Origin of the sequence: Corynebacterium freiburgense, from assembly GCF_030408815.1 — a bacterium.
Lineage (GTDB): Bacteria > Actinomycetota > Actinomycetes > Mycobacteriales > Mycobacteriaceae > Corynebacterium > Corynebacterium freiburgense.
Genome location: NZ_CP047355.1, coordinates 1,767,719 through 1,789,953 on the forward strand (window position 1 = coordinate 1,767,719; position 22,235 = coordinate 1,789,953).

General features: G+C 47.7%; 23 protein-coding genes. 4 read left to right on the forward strand and 19 right to left on the reverse strand.

Annotated features, from left to right (window positions below; genetic code table 11):
• Positions 1–46: 46 nt before the first annotated feature.
• From thyX to CFREI_RS08050, 9 genes are all read right to left on the reverse strand, one after another.
• Positions 47–802, reverse strand: coding sequence for an FAD-dependent thymidylate synthase (gene thyX, locus CFREI_RS08010; protein ID WP_027012111.1), 756 nt, complete (start codon positions 800–802; stop codon positions 47–49).
• 8 nt (positions 803–810) lie between these two features.
• A complete protein-coding gene (gene dapB, locus CFREI_RS08015; RefSeq protein ID WP_035111806.1) occupies positions 811–1,551 on the reverse strand; it encodes a 4-hydroxy-tetrahydrodipicolinate reductase in 741 nt (246 codons plus the stop codon).
• Positions 1,552–1,765: 214 nt separating this feature from the next.
• A complete protein-coding gene (gene galK, locus CFREI_RS08020; protein ID WP_027012109.1) occupies positions 1,766–2,947 on the reverse strand; it encodes a galactokinase in 1,182 nt (393 codons plus the stop codon).
• On the reverse strand, positions 2,940–4,061 hold the full coding sequence (gene galT, locus CFREI_RS08025) for a galactose-1-phosphate uridylyltransferase (RefSeq protein ID WP_035111412.1): 1,122 nt from the start codon (positions 4,059–4,061) through the stop codon (positions 2,940–2,942). The genes galK and galT overlap by 8 nt, the downstream gene beginning before the upstream one ends.
• Before the next feature lie 2 nt (positions 4,062–4,063).
• Positions 4,064–4,315: a hypothetical protein gene (locus tag CFREI_RS08030; protein WP_035111409.1), complete on the reverse strand. Its 252-nt coding sequence runs from the start codon at positions 4,313–4,315 to the stop codon at positions 4,064–4,066.
• Positions 4,316–4,334: 19 nt separating this feature from the next.
• Positions 4,335–6,005 (reverse strand): sodium:solute symporter family protein, encoded by a 1,671-nt coding sequence (locus CFREI_RS08035; RefSeq protein WP_027012106.1) that lies wholly within the window; start codon positions 6,003–6,005, stop codon positions 4,335–4,337.
• Between the two features lie 292 nt (positions 6,006–6,297).
• A complete protein-coding gene (locus tag CFREI_RS08040) occupies positions 6,298–7,320 on the reverse strand; it encodes a LacI family DNA-binding transcriptional regulator (RefSeq protein WP_027012105.1) in 1,023 nt (340 codons plus the stop codon).
• 162 nt (positions 7,321–7,482) lie between these two features.
• Positions 7,483–7,731, reverse strand: coding sequence for a Rossmann-fold NAD(P)-binding domain-containing protein (locus CFREI_RS08045; RefSeq protein WP_027012104.1), 249 nt, complete (start codon positions 7,729–7,731; stop codon positions 7,483–7,485).
• Between the two features lie 130 nt (positions 7,732–7,861).
• Positions 7,862–10,096, reverse strand: a complete 2,235-nt coding sequence (locus CFREI_RS08050; RefSeq protein ID WP_035111406.1) for a polyribonucleotide nucleotidyltransferase — start codon at positions 10,094–10,096, stop codon at positions 7,862–7,864.
• Between the two features lie 165 nt (positions 10,097–10,261).
• Between CFREI_RS08050 and CFREI_RS08055 the strand changes: the two genes are divergently transcribed.
• The 3 genes from CFREI_RS08055 (at position 10,262) to CFREI_RS08065 (ending at position 13,498) form a co-directional block, all read left to right on the forward strand.
• Complete coding sequence (locus CFREI_RS08055; RefSeq protein WP_084170662.1) at positions 10,262–10,867, forward strand: CPBP family intramembrane glutamic endopeptidase; 606 nt, start codon at positions 10,262–10,264, stop codon at positions 10,865–10,867.
• 519 nt (positions 10,868–11,386) lie between these two features.
• Positions 11,387–12,706, forward strand: coding sequence for an HNH endonuclease signature motif containing protein (locus CFREI_RS08060; RefSeq protein ID WP_156907713.1), 1,320 nt, complete (start codon positions 11,387–11,389; stop codon positions 12,704–12,706).
• Between the two features lie 264 nt (positions 12,707–12,970).
• The gene (locus CFREI_RS08065; RefSeq protein ID WP_027012100.1) at positions 12,971–13,498 is read left to right on the forward strand and encodes a CPBP family intramembrane glutamic endopeptidase; all 528 of its coding nucleotides are present in this window, start codon (positions 12,971–12,973) and stop codon (positions 13,496–13,498) included.
• A 957-nt stretch (positions 13,499–14,455) separates the two neighbouring features.
• Here the strand turns inward: CFREI_RS08065 and CFREI_RS13370 are convergent.
• Entirely contained in the window at positions 14,456–14,614 is a 159-nt protein-coding gene (locus CFREI_RS13370; RefSeq protein ID WP_156907712.1) for a hypothetical protein, read from the reverse strand.
• Between the two features lie 59 nt (positions 14,615–14,673).
• On the opposite strand from CFREI_RS13370, the gene CFREI_RS08070 reads away from it, so the two are divergent.
• Complete coding sequence (locus CFREI_RS08070; RefSeq protein WP_156907711.1) at positions 14,674–14,904, forward strand: hypothetical protein; 231 nt, start codon at positions 14,674–14,676, stop codon at positions 14,902–14,904.
• 111 nt (positions 14,905–15,015) lie between these two features.
• Here CFREI_RS08070 and CFREI_RS08075 read toward each other — a convergent pair whose 3' ends face one another.
• The 9 genes from CFREI_RS08075 to CFREI_RS08115 are packed head-to-tail and all read right to left on the reverse strand — an operon-like array spanning position 15,016 to position 22,006.
• On the reverse strand, positions 15,016–16,095 hold the full coding sequence (locus CFREI_RS08075; RefSeq protein ID WP_084170661.1) for a 3-oxoacyl-ACP synthase III family protein: 1,080 nt from the start codon (positions 16,093–16,095) through the stop codon (positions 15,016–15,018).
• A gap of 37 nt (positions 16,096–16,132) precedes the next feature.
• Positions 16,133–16,912, reverse strand: a complete 780-nt coding sequence (locus CFREI_RS08080) for a carboxymuconolactone decarboxylase family protein (RefSeq protein WP_027012098.1) — start codon at positions 16,910–16,912, stop codon at positions 16,133–16,135.
• A gap of 16 nt (positions 16,913–16,928) precedes the next feature.
• On the reverse strand, positions 16,929–17,144 hold the full coding sequence (locus tag CFREI_RS08085; protein ID WP_027012097.1) for a tautomerase family protein: 216 nt from the start codon (positions 17,142–17,144) through the stop codon (positions 16,929–16,931).
• Between the two features lie 14 nt (positions 17,145–17,158).
• Complete coding sequence (locus CFREI_RS08090) at positions 17,159–17,980, reverse strand: hypothetical protein (RefSeq protein WP_027012096.1); 822 nt, start codon at positions 17,978–17,980, stop codon at positions 17,159–17,161.
• Positions 17,977–19,098, reverse strand: coding sequence for an MFS transporter (locus CFREI_RS08095; protein WP_169719132.1), 1,122 nt, complete (start codon positions 19,096–19,098; stop codon positions 17,977–17,979). The genes CFREI_RS08090 and CFREI_RS08095 overlap by 4 nt, the downstream gene beginning before the upstream one ends.
• A gap of 44 nt (positions 19,099–19,142) precedes the next feature.
• Complete coding sequence (locus CFREI_RS08100) at positions 19,143–19,925, reverse strand: SDR family NAD(P)-dependent oxidoreductase (protein WP_051255828.1); 783 nt, start codon at positions 19,923–19,925, stop codon at positions 19,143–19,145.
• A gap of 4 nt (positions 19,926–19,929) precedes the next feature.
• Complete coding sequence (locus tag CFREI_RS08105; RefSeq protein WP_027012094.1) at positions 19,930–20,550, reverse strand: hypothetical protein; 621 nt, start codon at positions 20,548–20,550, stop codon at positions 19,930–19,932.
• Positions 20,551–20,586: 36 nt separating this feature from the next.
• Positions 20,587–21,255: an HAD family hydrolase gene (locus tag CFREI_RS08110; protein ID WP_035111403.1), complete on the reverse strand. Its 669-nt coding sequence runs from the start codon at positions 21,253–21,255 to the stop codon at positions 20,587–20,589.
• Positions 21,248–22,006, reverse strand: a complete 759-nt coding sequence (locus tag CFREI_RS08115) for an AfsA-related hotdog domain-containing protein (RefSeq protein WP_027012093.1) — start codon at positions 22,004–22,006, stop codon at positions 21,248–21,250. The genes CFREI_RS08110 and CFREI_RS08115 overlap by 8 nt, the downstream gene beginning before the upstream one ends.
• Positions 22,007–22,235: the final 229 nt, after the last annotated feature.

A 22,235-nucleotide genomic window follows, 5' to 3' on the forward strand; every position in this document is an offset into this window, starting at 1 on the left:
CAATTAAGTTCTCCTAATGGTACCTAAGGAACTCTCATCGAACCAGCTAGAAGTCCATAACATAGGGGCTCACCGCCATTTCAGAACCGTCCGGCAAGGTGGTGATCCCAAAATCACCAAATACAACTGGCGCTTGTTCTTGGAGTACTTTTAGGCATTCAACGGCCACGCATCGGATTTCCACATCGGCATGTTCGGTTGCCCGCATGGCAATAAAATGTCGCCATGCTCGGTAGTTTCCGGTCACCACAATTCGAGATTCGGTGGCATTAGGAAGCACCGCTCTCGCTGCTTGCCTGGCTTGCTTCCTCCGCAGCAGGGCATTCGGTTCCGCGGAAAGTTTTTGTTCTAAAGCGTTGAGTAATTCTTCAAAGGTGAACCTTGATTCCTCAATACAGCGATCAAAAAGGCTCAGCAACTCTGGGTCTTGGGCAATAAGCGGTGGAACGACAACGGAAGCTTGCCCATCGTGGACAAATCGTTGAGAAAGCTGGGAAAACGAAAAATGACGGTGCCGTACCAACTCATGGGTTGCTGATCGGGAAATTCCGCGGATATACAGAGTTGCGGTCGCATGTTCTAGGACTGCCATATGGCCGACTTCAATAATGTGCCGCAAATATGCTTGATTGCTAGCTGTCCTTGGGTTCGGTTTATCAAAACTCTCATAGCAGGCGCGGCCAGCGAATTCAGCGAGTGCTTCACCGCCAGATTTCGCATCGTGCTCCCATTCCACATCGGCGGGTGGGAAAAACTCACTTGCGGCAATCAGTTGGACATCTAGATCCACATGGCGAACCATAATTCTCCCTAAATATCCAGATAGTGTTCAAGTCCAACGGTTAATCCTGGCCGCTCACCAATCCCTCGGACGCCAACAAGTACCCCCGGGATAAATGATGTGCGGTCATAAGAATCCTGCCGAATAATCAGTGTTTGACCAGGGCCACCAAAAATTACTTCTTCATGCGCGACCATTCCAGTCATTCGCACTGCGTGCACTGGCACACCATGCACATTTGCGCCACGCGCACCGTCTAGGCTTTGTTCCGTAGCATCAGGTTGCGGCCCCATTCCTGCTTCTCGACGCGCCTGAGCTATACCTTCAGCAGTATGGATTGCGGTACCAGAGGGGGCATCGAGTTTATTTGGGTGATGTAATTCAATGACTTCTGCAGATTCAAAGAATCGTGCTGCCTGACGTGCAAACTGCATTGTAAGTACCGCAGAGATTGCAAAATTCGGCGCAATAAGCACGCCGACGTTTGGATTTTTATCGCACCATTGCTGTACTTGCTCCAGCCTTTCTGGAGTAAACCCTGTGGTCCCAACAACACATGAAATACCGTGTTGAATACAAAATTCAAGGTTATCCATAACCACTGTTGGCTGTGTGAAATCAACAACAACTTGCGCACCACTATCAACCAATGCTGTTAGTGCATCATCACGATCAATTTTGGCCACCAGTTCGAGGTCCGATGCGGCTTCAACACCATCACATACGGCTTGTCCAACCCGACCAAGCGCACCTAAGACGCCCACTTTGATCTTCGAATCAGCCACCACAGCACTCCTTTTAACGTCGTCATTGTCTACTCGCCCCTCGATTCTAGCCCGCAAAGTGCGTATCGACGCCGCACTCCCCCACGCCCACAATAAAACTCACCGCCCTAATTAGAAATATTGTGCAATAGGATTCATTGTGGGCAGAAAGAATCCGCTTGGGTAATTCGTGAATACTACCCAAGCGGATTGACCACTGCTATAGCTTTATAGCGCCGGCAGAAGGCACGGCAACAAGAAACTCTGGGGTTGCTAATCCACGTTCTTCTGCAGCCTCAAGCACAGCCTGCTTAGTGGCTTCAATCTTGTCTGCATGCACAAGGGCGATAGCACTACCCCCGAAGCCACCGCCGGTCATGCGAGCTCCAAGGGCGCCAGCGGCAAGCGCGGCGTCGACAGCCGTATCTAACTCGATAACAGTAACCTCATAATCATCGCGGAGGCTGGCATGAGACTGAATCATGCTTTGCCCAAATGCCGCAAAGTCACCAGCCTTAAGTTCTTCGATCGCACGAGCGGTACGTTCGATCTCCGTAACCACATGCCGGACCCTGCGTCGAACTAATTCCTCATCACCAGGCATTGCCTTTGCAGCCCAAGCCACGGCAGCTTCTTCCGCATTTGGAATATTACGCAATGTATCGCCTAAACCTTCGGAAGCGGCGTCGATAATGCCGCGACGTGACGCATATTGACCGTCTGCCAAACTATGGGGCGCATTGGTATTAATTACCAAAATGGCAAGATCAACAGCATCAAGGTCACAAGGAATCTGCTCTGTAGAGTCATCCGCATAATCAATAGCAAGCGCGTGGCCAGCTTGTCCCATCAGTGAAATTCGCTGGTCCAGACCACCAGTGGAAGCACCAACAACTGAATTCTCCGCAGTAATACATGCGTGAATTAGGTCCATACGTACCGCATGATCTGCGGGACCTACAAACAACTCATACGCACCTAATGCCACAGAACATTCCAGAGCCGCAGAACTAGAAAGACCCGCCCCTAACGGGACATCAGACACAAGTGCGATATCACAGCCAGGAAAGTTTGTGGGGAGAGTCCCTTGTTCCATGGCCGCCCAAATCGAACCAACCGCATACCCAGCCCAATTGGCGGGATTGCCCGGACCAACTTCAGCAAGTGCGATTTCAAATTCATGGGCGATATCTTCACCAGGCATCCGAGAAACCAGCCGAACACGGCCATCTTTTCGCAGGCTCATCGCAGCATAGGTGCGCTGGCTCAGGGCAAATGGCAAGCAAATTCCGCCAGCGTAATCAACATGTTCACCAATTAAATTGACGCGTCCAGGTGCGGCCCATTCCCCTTCCGGCTCATATCCGAACATATCCTTGAATAGCGTGGAAGCGTCAGTCATTTGCGACCTCCTTAAGGCGAGCGGCGATTAACTCTGGTGTGGTGTCGTTATTCCAAGCGCCCATCGCTGATTCTGTACCCGCAAGATACTTCATTCGGCCAGGTGAACGCATAAGTGAGAATAGATGTAGGTGAAAGCGTCCGAATTCACGATCCTTCCCAACCGGTGCTTGATTCCAGGCTGCAATATATGGCGTTTTTTCTATCCCTTCGAAAAACCTATCCACACGTTGCAAGATATCCAGATACAGTGCAGCCAGTTCTTCTTTTTCATCATCGCTAAGCTCAGTAAAGTCTGCTACTTTTCGCTTTGGCGTCAGAATAATCTCTAGTGGCCATTTCGCAGCGGCTGGAACATATCCAATCCAATGTTCGGTATTCCAAATAACGCGATCACCGTGCTCTTCCGCGGCAATTACATCTTGAAAAAGATCGTTTCCGGTGCGCTCCTTGTACGCTTTTGCTTGTTCCACTATCGCACGCGTACGTGGAGGCAAAAAGGGATACGAATAAATCTGCCCATGGGGGTGCTGCAAAGTAACACCAATTTCCGGACCACGATTTTCAAACGGAAATACTGATCGAATTCCCGGAAGTTGTGATAACTCCCGTGTGCGATCCACCCAAGCTTCAATCACTGTTCGAACACGTGTAAGCGGTAGATCACGGAAACTAGAATTGGGGTCCGCGGTGAAACACACGACTTCACACCTCCCTAATGCGGGAGCGCGTTCAACGAAACCATCAACTAGTGTTTCGAATTCTTCTCCGACTTCCATATGCATATTGAGGGATGGAAATCTATTTTCAAAAACCACCACGTCATAATCATCGGCAGGGATTTCTGTGGGGAGCTCCCCCGGCTTTGTTGGAGCCAGGGGGTTTTCATTAGCTGGCGGCATAAATGTGCGATTCATTCGGTGTGCCGCCATTACTACCCAATCTCCGGTGAGCGGGTCCCGCCGCATCTCCGATAACGAAGAGCACGGCGGTAATTCGCGTGGGTCTTCAAGGGTGCGGGTTTGAGTACCACTCACCCAAGGTTCACGGTCGTCAAAGTAGATAAGTTCGCGGCCGTCAGCAAGGGTTGTACTGGTTTTGTGAACGGTAACCATGACTATGCTGACTCCGTCTCCGATGCAGCCACCGTAATTGGACGAAGCATAGACCAAACAAAGAATCCAACCCCCACGGCCAGCATCGCTGCCCCAGCATAGAGGTTATAGTCGCTGTTTTTTGGCATACCGTTTTCTGGGTTAATACCAGGGTCCATTGCAAACGCCGCAATCAGCAGAATCACACCATAGATACCGATAAGTGCTCCGATAATATTGCGAACATCGAATGCACCAGCAGTTGTTGAAGACATTGCTAGAATTCCTTTCCGCTTACGCAAAGATGATATTGAGGGCAATTACGAGCACCATGCAGAGCACGCCAAGCGGTACGGTGCGGCGATACCACGGCATTGCTGCTTCCGTGGAGTCTGTCCGAACATCCTTTGGAGTTTCGGAGTATACGAAGCCAACAAGCTCTGCAACTGGTTTGGGCGCTGTAAACATCGAAACAATAACCGCAACAAGGATGGCTGTTACGAACGCCAGTGAGGCAGCTACGAACGCGGTGCCCTGGCCCGGAAGATTGAATACCGATGCTTGTGCTTCTGTGAACGTAGAGATGTACCAGTAGATAACTGCGGCAAGCGTTCCAGATACCAACGATGACCAACCTGCGTGAGAGGTCATCTTCTTCCAGAACATACCGAGAATAAATGTGGCAAACAGAGGTGCATTAAAGAACCCGAAGAGTGTTTGCAGGTAGTCCATGACATTGCCGAAGTTTTGCGCAATTAACGCGGTAAATACGGCGATCACTGTGGCGGCAACAGTGGCGTAGCGGCCAAAGTTTAGGTAGTAGGAATCATCCCGGTCTTTCACCACATAGGTTTCCCAAATGTCATAGGAAATTACTGTATTGAATGCGGAAATATTTGCAGCCATACCAGCCATAAAGGACGCTAGTAGGCCCGCGATAGCGATACCCAGCAAACCATTTGGAAGCAGGTCACGCATAAGTAGCAGGATCGCATCATTTGGCTTTGCGGTTGGATTATCACCCATAAGTTCGGCGACCGTAACGCTGGCAACCATACCTGGCAGCACCACTAGGAATGGAATAAACATCTTAGGGAACGCGCCAATAATTGGGGTTTTACGTGCAGCGGACAGCGATTCCGAGGCCATCGCGCGCTGTACCTCCACGAAGTTGGTGGTCCAGTAACCAAAGCTAAGTACGAAACCAAGGCCGAAGACAATACCAACTGCCGATACGATTGGGCTATCAAAACCGGAGATATCCATGCCAGGCCAGGTATGGAAGTGGCTTTCCGACGTCACTTTCTCCTTCAGGCCGCTCCAACCGCCAACGTCATGCAACCCAATAAGAGTTAGTGGAAGAAGCGCAGCAACAATAACGAAGAACTGCAGCACCTCATTGTAAATAGCAGCTGAAAGGCCACCCAATGTAATGTAGCTGAGCACAATTACTGCGGCGATAATGAGCGTGACCCATAAAGACCAACCGAGCAAGGCTTCAACGATTTTCGCTAATAACAGCAGGTTTACACCAGCAATCAATAGCTGGGCAATTGCAAACGAAATTGCATTCACCAGGTGTGCCCCTGGCCCGAAACGCTTCAACATAAACTCTGGAACCGAGCGAACTTTTGAACCGTAGTAGAACGGCATCATAACGATGCCCAAGAACACCATGGCAGGGATCGCACCCACCCAGAAATAGTGCATAGTTTGGAAACCATATTGCACGCCGTTTGCCGACATGCCGATGATTTCAACTGCACCCAGGTTTGCAGAAATAAATGCCAAACCTGTCACCCAGGCAGGAAGTGAACGGCCAGACAAAAAGAAATCAATGGAGCTGGATACGCGAGAACGTGCAGCCCAACCAATGCCAAGAACAAAGGCAAAGTAAAGGGCCACAATTGCGTAGTCCACCCAGTGGGCATCGAGCCGCAGCGATGCCGATTGCGCAAGAATCACGGCGATACTCCTCGACGAGGGGGTAATTAATCTGTTCAACAATGACCGTACAACGCCATGTCAACTTTTAGGAAAACGTTCCCAGGCCGAAAAATCCAGCACTTTACTGTAAGCCCTGGTCAAATTGGTGTAGCGTACAGCACTTTATAAAAGTTTAGTGATAGAGATCATGAATAGTGGGGGTAAAGTACAACTTTCGACCACCCTCGAAACACAGTTTTCGCAGGAAGCGTACCTAAACACGAGAAAAATCGGTTGCATAACAGCTTAATTGGGTGTTTGACATGCGGAATTATAGTTCCACAGACAGTGATCTCAATACGGTTTTTCCTGGTATCAACTCACCACACACCAACTCACGAATTGGACGATTCGGTGGATTATCTTGCATTTGTGCAATGAGTTCAATTCCCCGCTGAGCAACCTCTTCAACCGGTAAACGAACGGTGGTAAGCCCAATAAGGTCAATACCGTCACCGAGTCCATCGCACCCTGTAAGCCCGATATCCTCTGGTGCACGTAAACCACGAACACGAAGCTTTCGCATCACATCCAAGGCAACACGGTCAAATGGACACATCAATACTTGCGGAGAAGCAAAACTAAGAATTTGATCCACATCGTGCTCAGCCAACATCGTACGATCAATTGGCCATTCAACAACCTCAACACCGTGCCGGCGAAGTTGATCTACAGTTGCCGCAGTTCTAACATGAGCGCCTTTAGAAAATCTCGCATCTAATGTCAACACAACAGCACGCTGGTATCCGGCAGAAACAACGTGATCAGCCAACATCATCCCGTGTCGGTATTCATCAAAAGAAACATTGTGCAATCGTGGATGTGTTTCTGGCCGCCCCAAAACCAATGTAGGAACTTCACCTACGATTTCAGCAAGATCCTCACTTGGAATTGTGCCCGAGGCTACTATGAGCGCACCAACCCGCAAGCCAATAAGATCCCGAACTGCCTGTAATTCCCGCTGCTTAGCTTCTGGGGAAACAACAGTCATAGAAATCATCTGCAAGCCACGTTGGTACGCAGATTGTTGTAACTCCCGGTGCATCGTTCCATATACCGGGTTGTGCGCATCCCGAACTAGTAATCCGACGAGATGAGTATTATCCGCGCGTAATGAGCGAGCAGCCGGGTTTGCTGTATAGCCAACCTCCTGAACTGCCTGTTCAATCCTGATGCGTGTCGCTTCTGAATAATGCCCTTTACCGGACAACACACGAGACACCGTAGACTTTGATACCCCCGCTGCATGCGCGACGTCGATAATTGTTGCCCGTTTCGACCTCTCAGTGGACATATGAGCTAGCCCCTTATGCTCGCAGTGTGCACCGTAGACCAAGCAACGTGCTTAGCAACCAACACCATCATCCCCTTTTCCAGAAGCCATCTAGATAAGCCGCACAAACCCTTTCGCCTTTCTCAATGTACCCCAACAAAAATCACGGGCTGGGAACATGCATTAGCAAAGGCTCATTCCTCCATCCAACCCAATAAAACTTCCGGCAATATAATCAAAAAGTAGTGATGGAAATAAAGTAACTAAGGGAGAAACATCTTTAAGATTACCAAATCGCTGCATAACGATATCTCCGTGTTTACTTTCATATTTCAACAAATCATTGAATTTAAGGTTCAAATCAGAGAATTTCCATTGAGCAATTTGCCTACTCGTATGTATCGCACCGAAATTTACTACATTTACGTTCATTTTGGCGCTAAATCATGAGCCAAAGCCTTAGGTATGCTTCACTATCATTTCCTGCAATTGGCATACAGAAAGCCCATGAGCTAAAACTTCCTTTAGCGCATGGGCTTTCCTGCTGAATAGATTCTAGCAATTAGTCTTCAACAGGCACCAGTGAAATCTTGCCGCGATTATCAATATCTGCAATTTCAACTTGGATCTTCTCGCCGACATTAACTACATCTTCGACCTTGTCAATGCGCTTGCCGTTTCCAAGCTTTGAAATGTGTACAAGTCCATCCCGACCTGGCAATAAGGAAACAAAAGCACCGAAGGCAGTGGTCTTAACCACGGTGCCTAGGAAACGTTCGCCTACCTTTGGTAGTTGCGGGTTAGCAATGGAATTGATCTTTTCAATCGCGGCGTCAGCGGCTTCGCCACTTGTAGCAGCAATATAGACGGTGCCATCTTCTTCGATCGTGATATTGGCACCAGTTTCTTCCGTAATGGAATTAATGGTCTTGCCTTTAGGACCAATAACCTCACCGATCTTGCTTACCGGGACATTTACGGTGGTGATCCGAGGAGCAAGCGAGCTCATCTCATCTGGGCTATCAATCACTTCAGCCATTGTTTCGAGGATCGCGAGGCGTGCATCGCGGGCCTGGGACAGGGCGTCGGCAAGCACTGATGACGGGATACCGTCAAGCTTGGTATCCAGCTGCAGTGCAGTAATAAAGTCTGCGGTACCAGCTACCTTAAAGTCCATATCACCGAAAGCATCTTCGGCACCGAGGATATCGGTAAGGGCAACATAGCGGGTTTCGCCATTGACTTCATCTGAAACAAGCCCCATAGCAATGCCAGCTACTGGCGCCTTGAGCGGAACACCCGCATTGTACAGGGACAATGTGGAAGCACATACGGAACCCATAGAGGTAGACCCATTGGAACCAAGTGCCTCAGAGACCTGACGGATTGTATATGGAAATACTTCACGGGATGGGATTACCGGTGTGAGTGCACGTTCGGCTAGCGCACCATGGCCGATTTCGCGGCGCTTCGGGGAGCCAACACGGCCAGTTTCGCCGGTGGAATACGGTGGGAAGTTGTAATGGTGGATATAGCGCTTGTGATTTACCGGAGTAAGCGAATCAATCTGCTGTTCCATCTTCAGCATATCCAGGGTGGTCACACCCAAAATTTGAGTCTCGCCACGCTCAAAGAGAGAGGAACCGTGTGCGCGTGGGATTAAATCAACTTCAACGCCAAGGTCACGGATATCGGTGATGCCGCGGCCGTCGATACGGAAATGATCTGTAAGGATACGGCGGCGCACAATCGCCTTCATTAATGCATTGTATGCTGCGCGAATTTCCTTGCCTTGTTCCTCAAAGCGCCCAAGCAAGCTTTCTTCGATTGCCTCCATATGCTCATTGGTGGCTTCCTCCCGTTCCTGCTTATTTTTAATTGTGAGCAGTTTTTCCAGCTTATTTGCCGCTTTCTTTTCCACCGCAGCATAAATTTCATCAGTATACGGAGGGAAAAGCGGGAATTCCTGGGTTTCTTTTGCCGCTTCTTTTGCTAGACCAATTTGTGCACGACAAAGTACCTCAATAAAGGGCTTTGCTGCTTCTAAACCTTCAGCCACAACTTTTTCAGTTGGGGCAGGTGCGCCTTTTTCAATTCGATCTACAACAGTTTCAGTGGCACCAGCTTCAACCATCATAATTGCAACATCATTAATGGTTTTGCGGCCTTTCTTCTTAGCCACAATGCGTCCGGCAACAACAATTTCAAAAAGGGCCACCGCTTGTTGTTCATGTGTTGGGAATGCCACCCATTGTCCCTCCGGGTGCTTTTCATCAGCAATCAGGGCCATTCGAACACCACCAACCGGCCCGGAAACCGGCAAACCGGAAAGCTGCGTAGCGGCCGAAGCAGCATTAATTGCAACTACGTCATACATGTCCTTTGGATCCATGGACATAACGGTGACAATAACCTGCACCTCATTACGCAAGCCCTTAACAAAAGTTGGGCGCAGTGGCCGGTCAATAAGCCTCGACGCTAGGATCGCCTCAGTGGATGGACGGCCTTCACGGCGGAAAAACGACCCTGGAATACGGCCAGCAGCGTACATGCGCTCTTCAACATCCACGGTCAGGGGAAAGAAATCAAACCCTTCACGTGGTTGGTTTGATGCTGTGGTGGTTGCCAGCATCATTGTGCCTTCATCCAAATACGCAGTTACAGAACCATCTGCTTGGCGGGCAAGCTGACCGGTTTCCAAACGGATTGTGCGAGTGCCAAAATCACCATTATCAATAATTGCAGTTGCTTCAACAATGCCGTATTCGGGATCTTTGGCAATAGTTACGTCACTCATGTACGTAGTTTTCTCCTCATATAGGATTTTTGCGGGTGGTCATCGGTGCCGCCCTGAAATCAAATCTTCACTCTAAAGAGCCTCGTGGGCATTTTACCAGCACAAAACCCAAATTGCTATTCGTAATTTAAACCTAATTGCAAGTTGGTTACTAAACTAGACCGCATGGGACCTGATGACCCCAATGACCTGCTATTCTTTTCAATACCAGCAATATTCTATCTATTGCTGCACAGGATCTACCTTATCCCCACTCTCGCTTATGTGTACCAACACCGCCAGCACCTACGCCGCGCTATGCGGACGATGGGATTTGTGCGACCATCCTTGCGGGATTGCTCCTTGGCGCTAGGGGCTTCAATAGTGTTAGCGCTCGCCGGCATTGCAGTATTTTTTGTGTTTCCTCAAGAGTTTCCTACACAAGCGGCATTAGCTTCTGCAGGCCCGTTGATTATTATAAAAGGCCTACTTATTACTCTTAGGGGCGCCGGTGAAGAAATACTATTTCGCGGGTTTGTGCAAGGCATTTTTGCAAAACGCTTTTCTGCCCACACCGCAATCTTGGCCCAGGCGCTACTCTCACTGCTTCCCACCACATTCGTAAGCATTATTCAACCAACATATTGGGTACTACTACCGCCGCTGTTTATTGTTGTAATAACGCTTGGTTTTCTGCGTTTTTACAGCAAAGGAATAGCTGCACCGCTTATAGTTCACACCGTGCTTAACGTCGTGATTATGGCGGCGGAGGCAACAACAATGAGGTTCTAACCCGATCAGCTATACCTACGTATTCCACAACACCAAGCCGAACGCATGTTCGGAGTCGGGGTTGCGCGGGTTTCACATACTGAATCATTCCCCCTATTGCTGCTTATCGACGTCGCGGTAAGGCTGCGGTGGGTGCGGGGCTTGGGTGTTTGACCGTGGTGGACCACCCCCAAATTAGTGCATTTGGGATACAAAGTATTGCCTGTTTTTACGGCTTTGAACTGCGGATTTGATGGTTTTGGGTGGAGTTGACTAAATTGTAGCGGCTGTGCTGGCCCTACGGATAGCTCAGGGGCGGTGTGGCCACGCGGGGTGGATTGGGGCTCGAACTGTAGATAAGTAGCCCGCGGTAGGTTGTGTACTAAATTCGCTGGTTGCAGGGGTGTGATTGACGTATTCTCAGCCTGTGTTCGAGTGTTGACCTGCGGTTTTATCCTTGTTATTGGGCTACTCTCAGAGTAGAATAGGTGCTATAACAACCAGTTCATTGAGATAGTGGCCTTGGGAGGTGAGCTTGCGGTGACACTCAGCCCACATTTCCGTATCCAAGCGGAAAATAATCTTATCGGGCAACGCACCTGCAGGCTCAACGCCGAAGAATGCTGCTTCTACCGTGACCAGGTACAAGCGGTAGAGTTTGCGTCTGCTGATCTTGGGAAGCTTGCTGCCGGGTTGAAAGGTCAAGGAATGGTGCCCTCACAGCGCACCATCCAGTTGATGCTGGGGTTTGCCTACCGGATCGTCACGTTCTTTCCGCAGGTCACACATATTGCATGTGCTGAAGGGTTGATAAGTGTGCCGATGGCCTGCGCTATGGAACAGGTCCTCCAAGACTTGCCAGCTGATCCGGATGCGCGGCTAATCCACCACATTGAAGACGTCCTGGTTGGCGCACTCACTCCCACCAGCTGTAACCAACACCTGCCGTCCCCGAAAGCCCTCGCCGAATTATTAAAACAGGAACTCAAGGACGCTAAGGTGATTGGTCAGCCAGTAGCCCGACCACGCCTGTGTTACGGCAGTAGCAGTACCCAGCCTGGGATGTGGACACTCACCGCCGAGGTGGACATGACTGCCGGGGCGATGATTACCCGGCACCTCCAAGCAGTAGCCAACGCCAAACGCTTGACCGATGTGGAGGCATTTATCCACCTGCTTACCGGGGAAGCAGAAGCTACGACAGTCACCGTGTTCGGTATTGGCCGCGCCACCCCAGGAACAACCATTACTGTGGAAGCGCTTGCCGGTACCGGCATGCTCACCACCGACCTGGATACCCAACGGATCCAACAGTTACGCATCAAATACCGCAATATTTTAGAGTTGGCCGCGATTTGTCGGGGCACCCACGACCCCGGCCCCATCCTGCAAGCTTTGGTTCGGTTTCGGGATGGGCACTGCCGGTATCCGGGCTGCATGGTGCCTCCCGAGCAGTGCGATATTGACCATGTGATTAATTTCGAGGCTGGTGGTTGGACCTGCTTATCCAACCTGCAATGCCTCTGCCGGTGTCATCACAATATGAAAACCGACCGGAAACTCCATGCCAGCATCACCCCAGATGGGCACGTAGCTTGGGAGGACACTGACCCAGACGCCACCAACCCCGCTAAACATCTCGGCGTTACCCTACCCGAAGGCATTTTGGCGGGACTGACCGGGATTCCGATGCCGCCGCGGCACTCCGGTAAAACCGAAGCAGATGATAATACCAATCCACCGGGCAGACACGGCATGGGCAGATTCGGCAGTACATTCGATCAGTACAATGCTCGGGTGCATGAGCAGCGCAACCAAAACCGCACACCCCCAGACCAGCCACCCGAAGCTCCCTTCTGACCACAAAGCAGCCCCAAAACCTAAAAGGTGCGGGGCCAATAACCACGCCCAAAACACAAAAGGCAAACAATGCAGCCATCGCGCAGGAAAAACCGCCAATTAGCCCTCCACAAAAACCCTAAATAACCTGCATTATCGTTATGAAAGGTTCTTCCCAACTTCAAGCAAAACGCGCACGCAGAATTCCTGCCTGCCGAATGGTTACGGTGGTCCTGTTAAACGACGCCCCTGGTATGTTTGACCAAAGATTGTTACCATAAAACTATGGCTGAGCTGTTTTTATTCTCATTGCCAACGTTCCTTTACTTATTTGTGCATCGCAATAACCTAAACCTTGCACGCACATCAGTAGGAATTATTGCCCCCAAAAACAGCGACTTCCTATGGGCCGCCATTACCGGAATACTACTTTGTGCGCTTGCATACCCCGTAACGCAATCACTTCCAGATGCGCTACGCGGTCAAGCCGGAGTCACCGTTGCCGCGTTAAGCATATGGAGTGTTTCTCAAACCATATTTCGTGCCGCAGGCGAAGAAATATTCTTCCGAGGTTTTCTCCAAGGTGTGCTAGAAAAACGACTTTCAGCAGTAATAAATACCATCGTCGTAGCAACCCTATTTCTACTTCCGCATCTGTTGTTATTGCAGGTTGATATTGGTTTTTGGAAGTTATTACCACTGCAATGGGTCGGCGGAATAGTCTTCGGAGCATTGAGGTATAAAACCGGTGGCATTACCGCACCAGTCTTAGCGCACAGTGCGGTAAACCTTGCACAAATCATGCTCATATAAAACGTTACTAAATCCTAGCGGCCAATCAGGTCACGGTAACGGTCAACGTTGTTTTTCCGCGAGGTACTTCAACAGGCCCTTACGACGACCAACAAGGTGTTAGTACAAGATCAAGATCGGGTTACCATTTTAATTCACGACTCATACTGCAGTGCAACGGTACTCAGGCAAAGAATTTTCGATTTTGTAAAGCCCAATCGCCGAGTACACTTAGCTATAAACATTGAAAACACTGCTTACACCATGAGTGATATTATACCCGCCCAGGTCAGCAAGTCATTTGATCTTGTTCTCTTTCATTATCGACAACCATTCCACTCGATTCTGCCAATATGTCTACATAACGTACAGTAAATATTCATTTCATTACATCAAGAAATTTCGAGGACCATAAAAACTAAACCGACCCGGTTTTTCTTCATGTTTTTGAGTTGTTGTGCCTTTGTTGAGCTTGTCGGTGTTGATAGTACTCGTCTTCAATTTCCTCGGGAGGCCGCATACCGAAAATGCTGTGCAGTCGACGGGGCACTCCACCAGTGCACCCAGTGGCAAGCTGCTTGTTCGACTTGTACACAACTCGACTGTGCCGAACACAGGTAAATCAGTTTGGTTTTGTAGAATCCCGTTGATGCTTTCTGCGAGTACATTGTCGTAGGAGAGTCTTAAGTAGTGCCAATACTTGGGGAGATCCCATAATCAACTAAGCGTTGGGTATAGCGCAGCAAAGTGTATTGGCTGCCTATGTCTTCAATGGTGAATCAGTGTTTCGAGACTCACTTGGGTCACACCAATGGTATGTTCAAGCGCTTCGACTGAAAGCGTGGATCATACGAACCAACTGACGATTTTGCGGGAGAATACATCAACAAGAAATGCCTAGTACGCAAAACCAGTGTTCAAGCACGCAAAGGTCATGTCTGCAACCCAGAGTTGATTCGGCACTTTGGCATGGAATTGTCAATGCGCAAGATCACCAACTATTGGGCGGTTGCGGCCACGGATTGTCGTCCGCACACCACAACCGCGAACTGTTCCGCGTAGACCAGCTTGCCGCATCAGCCCAGTCAAACACTGCTGGCTAATACTGATACCAGTTCGCTGCATGACAACATGCATTTTTCGGATCCCATAGACAGAATAATTCTGTTAATAGACCGCCACAATGATGGGCAATAGTGCAGCATCTTGCTTCACCCGCGGACTTTGCCGACGCTGTTTTGCCAGATAATAGCCACGTTCGCTTAAAACCCGCCAACACGATATACATTACGGACTCAATAAAACGCCGCAGTAGTAAACCGATGCCAGAATGTATCAATAAATACGATCATCTCCTTGACGGGCTTGGGCAAGTTCTTTCGCGAAAAGCCGATACCTCCAGCAAAACCTCATTCGCCCGCATCTGACGAAAGCGATTGATGGTTCGATTCGGCATCAGCTTGCCGACGATGCATCTCAAGGTTCAATTTCTAAAATAGCGGCTAACTGATGATAAGCACTCACCAGGCCTGAACCAATTACCACCGTAACAGTGTTAAGCCGACAGACATTCCTCCACCAAACCCAGCCATCAACACTAATTCTCCAGATTCAATTACTTTTTTTCGTTTAACGAGATCCAGTGCAAGTGGAATTGAAGCCGCACCAGTATTCGCAAATTGATCGAGAATTAAATGCTGATTCAGGTTCGGAAAATCCATCAATTCAACCAATTCATTCAACATCACACCATTGGCCTGATGCGGAATGAAATGCCTAACATCCTCAGGATGAACTTTGATCTCCTCTAAAAACGATCCTATAACCCCAGGAAGCATGGTTGTTACAAAAGATCTGACACTTCGGCCATCCATTTGAAAATAACGAAGCTCATCATCAGGATCGGTTCCAAACGGAATTCGTGATCCGCCCATAGGTACACGAATCATCTCTGAAAATTGGCCATACGTGCACAGCTTGCCAGCAATTACTTCAGGACCAACAAGGTGTTCTGAAGATCCAAGAATCACCGCACCTGCGCCGTCACCAAACAAAATAACCGTCTTTGAATCTTTCGGATTGAGGATTCGTGAGTACAGATCCGCTCCAATTACCAACGAATAACCACCCACTGCAGCATTCATCTGCACAACCGTGTTAAGTGCAAATTCAAAACCACTGCACACTGAGTTGAGGTCATATGCTGCCGCATTTTTTGCTCCAATCATCGCCTGGACAATTGCAGCTGTCGCAGGTTGAGAGTGATCTGGCGTGGACGTCGCAACTACAAGTTGAGAAATCTCAGAAGCGTCAATTCCGGAATCTTCAAGAGCCACCATTGCGGCCCTAGCAGCCAGGTCACTCGTTGCTGTATTCGAGTCAGCCCATCGTCGCGAACTGATGCCAGACTTACGGCGAATCCACGCATCATCAACCCCTGCAGAAGAACCAACCTCGTGATTAGGCACAATTCTCTCAGGCACAAAAGACCCAGTACCAAGAATTTGGACATTATGTGCCTCGATTGCACCTGAATTAAAGTGCAAGGTCAAGCCTTGTCCCTCTTCCAAACCAATTTTTGTTACAACATTATCTTCAATTACTGAAGGATTACCCATACCATTGCTCCCATTCATCTGGTAGATGCAAATCGATTTAATCAGTCAACACAGAACGAAGGTGACTTAAACCATTCAAAGCAGCCGGAAAGCCAGCATAAACTGCCATTTGAATAATGATTTCGATAAGTTCCTCAGTCGTACCACCAACGTTCAAATACCCCTGCATATGCAAACGAAGCTGCGGCACACACGTTCCCAAGGCTATACAAGCAGCAACAGTGACTAACTCACGTTCCTTTAAGGTAAGTCCCGGTCTTGCATAAACATCCCCAAAAGAATATTCAACGATGAATCGCCCGAGATCTGGAGCAATGTCAGCCAATGCCTCAACTACTGCCGTTCCTCCCGCACCATCAATTTCTTTCAAAAGTTTTGAACCAGTATCAAACCTCCTTGTTGCTTCTGTCTGATGTTGACTAACATCAGGAGCTATTCCTCGCGCCGAGAAAACCTCACGTGCGACTGACACCGCATTGAGCGCTGCCGGAAATCCTGCATATATCGTCTCATGAACGAAAGTCTCGATAACTTGCTGTGGAGTACAACCCACATTCAACGCTCCATTGATATGAAACCGAAGTTGTTTTGGTGCATTTCCCATAGCAGCCAATGCAGCAATCGTCGCGAGTTGGCGTTCCGTTTTTAAAAGCCCTGGTCGAGCGAAAACATCCGCATAACCAAATTCAATAACAAACCTTTCAAGGTCGGGGCAAAATACCGCCACATCATCCAGAATCGATCCCTCAGGATTTTTCTCAACTTCTGAAAGGACACGTTTACCAAACTCGTACCTAGATAACTTATGTTGTTCCATGGCTAGCCTTACCTTTCTACTGTTGCCTACGTGAAGCAATCGGAAAATCTGGATCAGAGCCGATGCTTCCTGCTTCTGCCCAGCGGTTCTTTGGAACCTCGTGAATATAAACGGTGATCTTGTCCAGCGGCGCTCCTGTAACTTCCCTCGTTGCGTTGGTTAAGGCAATCATTAATTCTCGAGCAATTTCGTCGTCTTGCCCTTCCCATGTAGTAACATTGATAATGGGCATGTTATTTGATCCTTTCAACGAGTTTGAATATCGAAAAATGTATTGTTCTTAAGTTTTAGTTGTGCATGTATATCACCTCCAAGTCCGAATTGCCCAATAGCGCCTCCGTAGTTTCGTTGTTCAGACATCCAAAGAACAACAATATTGATAACTCGATTACCTTTTTCTGGAAAAGGACAGGGTAACCTAGCAGCATAGTGCCCCTCGCCGTTTTCGTTAGAAATGAAGACATTAGGAATTCCCAACGGACCTGGCCTAGTAGGATTCTCTGGACGTAAATCCCAAGCCTTAAGTGTCATCACTGTATACAAACTGTTCGGTAGTAATCCAGACATGTCGAGTTTAAAATCAACACCGGCTGATTCTTTGGACCAAGTCACAGTTACTATTCCCCGCGCCTTTAACCACTTACTCAAAGTAATTGGTGGCAGTCTTTTAGGCCCATCGATTTCTTGTTCGTCCGGATAACGCACAATATGGAGAGGAATGCTCGGACGTTGTACGGAATGAGCTTCAGGCAGTTGCTCAGGAGCAAACAACATAGGGTAATTGTTTGATGGAAGTGGCAGTGGTAGAGTATGAAGCACAATTTCTTCAAGTCGAGCACTATCATCTTCATCAAGCTCTTCGATAATTCGATAAGGGCGATGTGTCCCAAACTTTGGGGCTGGATCAACAGCGACTATAGCCGCTCCCCAAGATGCTTCATTTCCGAGTGAACCTTTCCGATTTATTTTGCCAACCACAACAAAATTTCCATTTTGATCCATAACCTCGCTCGGAGGATAAAACGGCCCTTGAGTTGTTGGTACCATTGAAAAGGTTTTTACATTCATATCGTGACCTTTGCAGAAATGACTCCAGATTTATCATGTTTAACAAAAGCAATGAGAAGAGCAATAAAAATCGCAATTGCTGCAATACCTGCCGCAAAGAACCAACCTTGTCGGTGACAAAGCCAGCCTAGAAGACTGCCTCCAAAACTGCCAGCTAAAAGGCAGACTAGGAAATATACTGCAGATGCCGATCCTTTCAATTCGGGCTCGATAAACCCACTTAATCGGACCATCAACGCTGGCTGCGCAGCAAAAACACCAAGATAAAGAATCAACAACCCAGCTGTAGCTACCCAAACGTTACTTGCAAACACAATCAAAATTGCCCCAATTACACAAACAATAAGACCGATGACTGAAACCTTTTTAGGCCCAATTTTGGGAACTAAAGTTCCTGCGAATGGAGCTCCAACCAACGCAATTAGACCACTCAAACTAACTAATCCGATAGCTGTAGAATCAAGAAACATTGGCGGACCACTTAACCTAAGAGTCAGAATTGTAGTGATACCCAAATAGCCAACAAATAAAGCTCCCCCAATTGTCAAAAAACTCAAAACAGCAGGACGAACAACCATTCCCATGGCAGTACTATACGCACGAATAACGTTGCAATTTTTATGGTTCACCGCTGGAAGACCCAGACTACAAAAACCAGCAATAAGGATCATTATTGCAAATGTTCCATACGCCCATCGCCAACCAATCTCACCCGTGATTAATGCTCCGATACTGCGACCGATGGTAATGCCTGCAACCGTAGCTGCTAAAATTATACCAAAATACCTTCCCGATTTTTCTGGTTCAGTTTTACCTGCCATCGCAAACATTGCTGAAGGCACACTAGCCGCGGCGATTCCAGTAGCAGCAATGCTCAAAATTAAGCCAACAAAACTATTAGAAATAGCACTAAGCGTACCAAATATCGCAGTCGCAAAAGCTCCAACTGAACCCAACATACGGGCCGAAAATACATCAGACAAAGGGCCAAACACGAAGAATGCCAATGCGTAGCTGATTGCCGAAACCGTAAAAGTATCTCTAGCTCGCACCGCCGAAATCCCAAAATCGTCTGCAAACGTTGTAAAGATTGCTTGTGGTATATAAACAATTGCCACTGACATAGCCGTGGCAAAAATTGCCACAAGAGCGTACAACGGCCTCATACCAAGCCTGCTGACATTCCACCATCAACAACAAAGGAACTACCAGTCACATGTGATGCCGCTTCTGAAGACAAAAAATATACCATGTTCGACACATCAGCCGGACTGACAAGTCGGCCTAAAGGTATGTTTTTAATGGTGTTTTGGTTTATATCTTCAGCACGTGAACCGGCAACCTCAGCCAACTCTTCGCAAGTTTCCCACCAACGATCAGTCGCCACAGGTCCAGGATCAACAACGTTCACGCGAACTCCATCAACCGCAAATTCTTTGGCTGTTGCTTTTACAATCGCACCCAACGCAGCATTCAGCACACTTCCAATCGGAAATAACGGTGAAGGTTCCGCGCGAAAGAGACCAGCAATCAAGGTAATTGATCCGCATCCTAAAACCCGCATTGAAGGACCAAAAGCACGAATCAAACGAACGGCACCAAGAACCTTCCCTTCAATGGCGCTCCTCCATTCTTCGTCAGTAGAATCAATAATTGTTCGTACCGGGTGATCGCCTGCGGCATGCACAATCGCACGAGGAGCACCATAATGTGAAAGAATCTCAGCAGCCGCAGCATCTACTGCGAATGGATTATTGATATCAACCTCTACAGTTTCAATCTCAACGTTAGAGCGATTGTCTTTTTGCAAGCTAACCGCAAGATCATTTAACTTATCCTTTTGCCGGCCCAACAAGATAACAGATTGACCTTCAATTACAAATTTTTGAGCAATACTGCTGCCAATTCCACCGGTAGCGCCGGAAATGATTACTGGTTCTTTCATGTCTCTAATCTTCTTTCACTCGGGTATAAATACGAGTAGCTAATCCCTGATTTCCTCCTGTGATGTAATTATCACCTGCAGCCTGAACAATCTTTCGATAGCGGTCAGACGTAAAAACTTTAGTGTATTCATCGATCTCACAATCAAATCCTGACAAAAAAAGAACGCCAGGGCGAGTGGAAAATACCGTATGATAGGCAGAAAAAGTTGTGATTTGTGGAGATTCTCGCACTACATCAAAGATGGTTTTTTCACGCCATTTCAAATACGCTTGATATTTTCGTGGAAGCACCTCAACATACCGAAGCTCAAGATGAGCGGATTCAGGAAGAGGAATATTGGTTGGTTTAGGCTCCTCGACAAGCGTTAAAATTTCTCGACGGAAATCACCCGCAGCATAAGGAGCCAAAACGTCCCAAAGATGTTTCGTCGCATCGACAGATTCCTCAAGATTCGACCAACCATCATGAGCACGGATTTCAAGTAATGTTTCTTTATCATTGCTAGCGAAAAGTGCTACACTCGAAGAAGACTTCGAAATAATACCGAACCAAGCAATCTTCGCATTTTCAAACTGCTCCGAAATTATCGGAAGCTCATTAATTTGAATTATACTCGCGGACATCTACAACCCTTTCGGTGTTAAAAATAGACTTTTATCTCAACCAAGAACTACTGGTAAATGACGCCAACCCTCATATGCGGCAAGTTTAAGCATCTCAGGAGAATTACCTACAACCACCCCTTCTCCAGCTATCCGTAACAACGGAGCATCACTTATATGATCTCCATAAGCACAGACACATCGTGTATCTAATTTGAGATATTGAATGAGATCTTGCGCGGCTTCAGCCTTCGCTATTCCAATCATTGGCCTTTCAATTTCACCTGTATATGTATCTCCACTGATAGACGGTACCGTTCCGAAAATGTATCTAGCACCAACATATTCTGCAATTGGAGTAAGACAAGCATCAAATGAACCAGACACGAGTGCAATAACGCAGTTGTTGGATTTGAGCCGAAAAAGCTCTCGCAAAACCGGTTTATGAAACAAAGTTCCATTGGAAAACTGTTCATTAAACCATTCTCGACCTTGGTCAACCATCCAGGTTCGACTTTGCCCTGCGAAACCTCGGTAGTAAGTCTCATTTACGAACTCCCTGGAGGCCCCCTCAGATGCGAGTCTTTGAAAACGATTAACTGCCCAATGTCTATCTTTTTCTGACCAGCCTTGACGGGCTAAAACCAAATCCAAAAATGAAAACATACTTTTCACTTGAATTAGGGTTTCGTCAACATCAAACAAGGCCAGACGAGGATTAGACAAGTGTAGCCTCCATTACTTTTTTATTAGAAAACTCATATAATGCTTTTACCGCTTTTCGATTCTCTATTTCAAAAATACGATCCGAAGAAAACACCGTATATGTCACTTCAGTTCGGCTCACAGTCGCCCCATTTTGTTCAATTTCAACAATAGCTGCAAAACCAATGGAACCACTTCGAGAACTATCGGGTTCATTGGTTACAAACCTGAGGGTAGCTGGAAGCGGAAAAAGAAACGACAAATACTGAGTATTCATACTTTCTATGACAAAGTAGGGATTTTGAAGGCTATCGATCAGTTGCAAGCATGTTGTTGACGCCAAAAACATTTGCCGAGCGGCCTCAATGGCAATGATCCCTTGAACATGCTGACCAGTCTGATGATCCAACAGTAACTCATTATCATTGTCTATCCTCAAGTCAGCAATAGCCGTAAACTTTTCTGGAGTGCGCAGATTAGCAACAAGCACATTCTGAGCCCGGTGCTTATGGCTAGCACTTCGAGAAGCAAGCACCATATCGGAAGAAATGACACGCGGCTTTGAAGCTAATATGTTTTTACTGATTGCAACATTTAAAGCTACCAAATCAAATTCGCCAATACCTTGCCCAATTACGATACATTCTGGCAACGTTTCTGGATAATTCTCCACCACCTTTAAAATCTGAGACACAGTTTGCACACCACCCTGCCGAGCAAGACCTTCAAACCTATCGCCTACAACCGTGACAACGCTAGTTGAATTCTGCATTTCTAGAATCCTTCCGTTTGAGGGTGTAGCAATATGGCCACTTTTTAATCATCATATTTTGAAAAAATACTCTTTTATTCATAGATAATTACTTACGCATTTTTTAACAAAAATACGTAGCCATACAACATACACCAGAAAAACTACCCTCGGGAAAAGGGAATCGCACCATCAAAGACTTTCGTCACCACAAAAAGCATATGATGAGCTGCGCATTTAGCGCATGGAA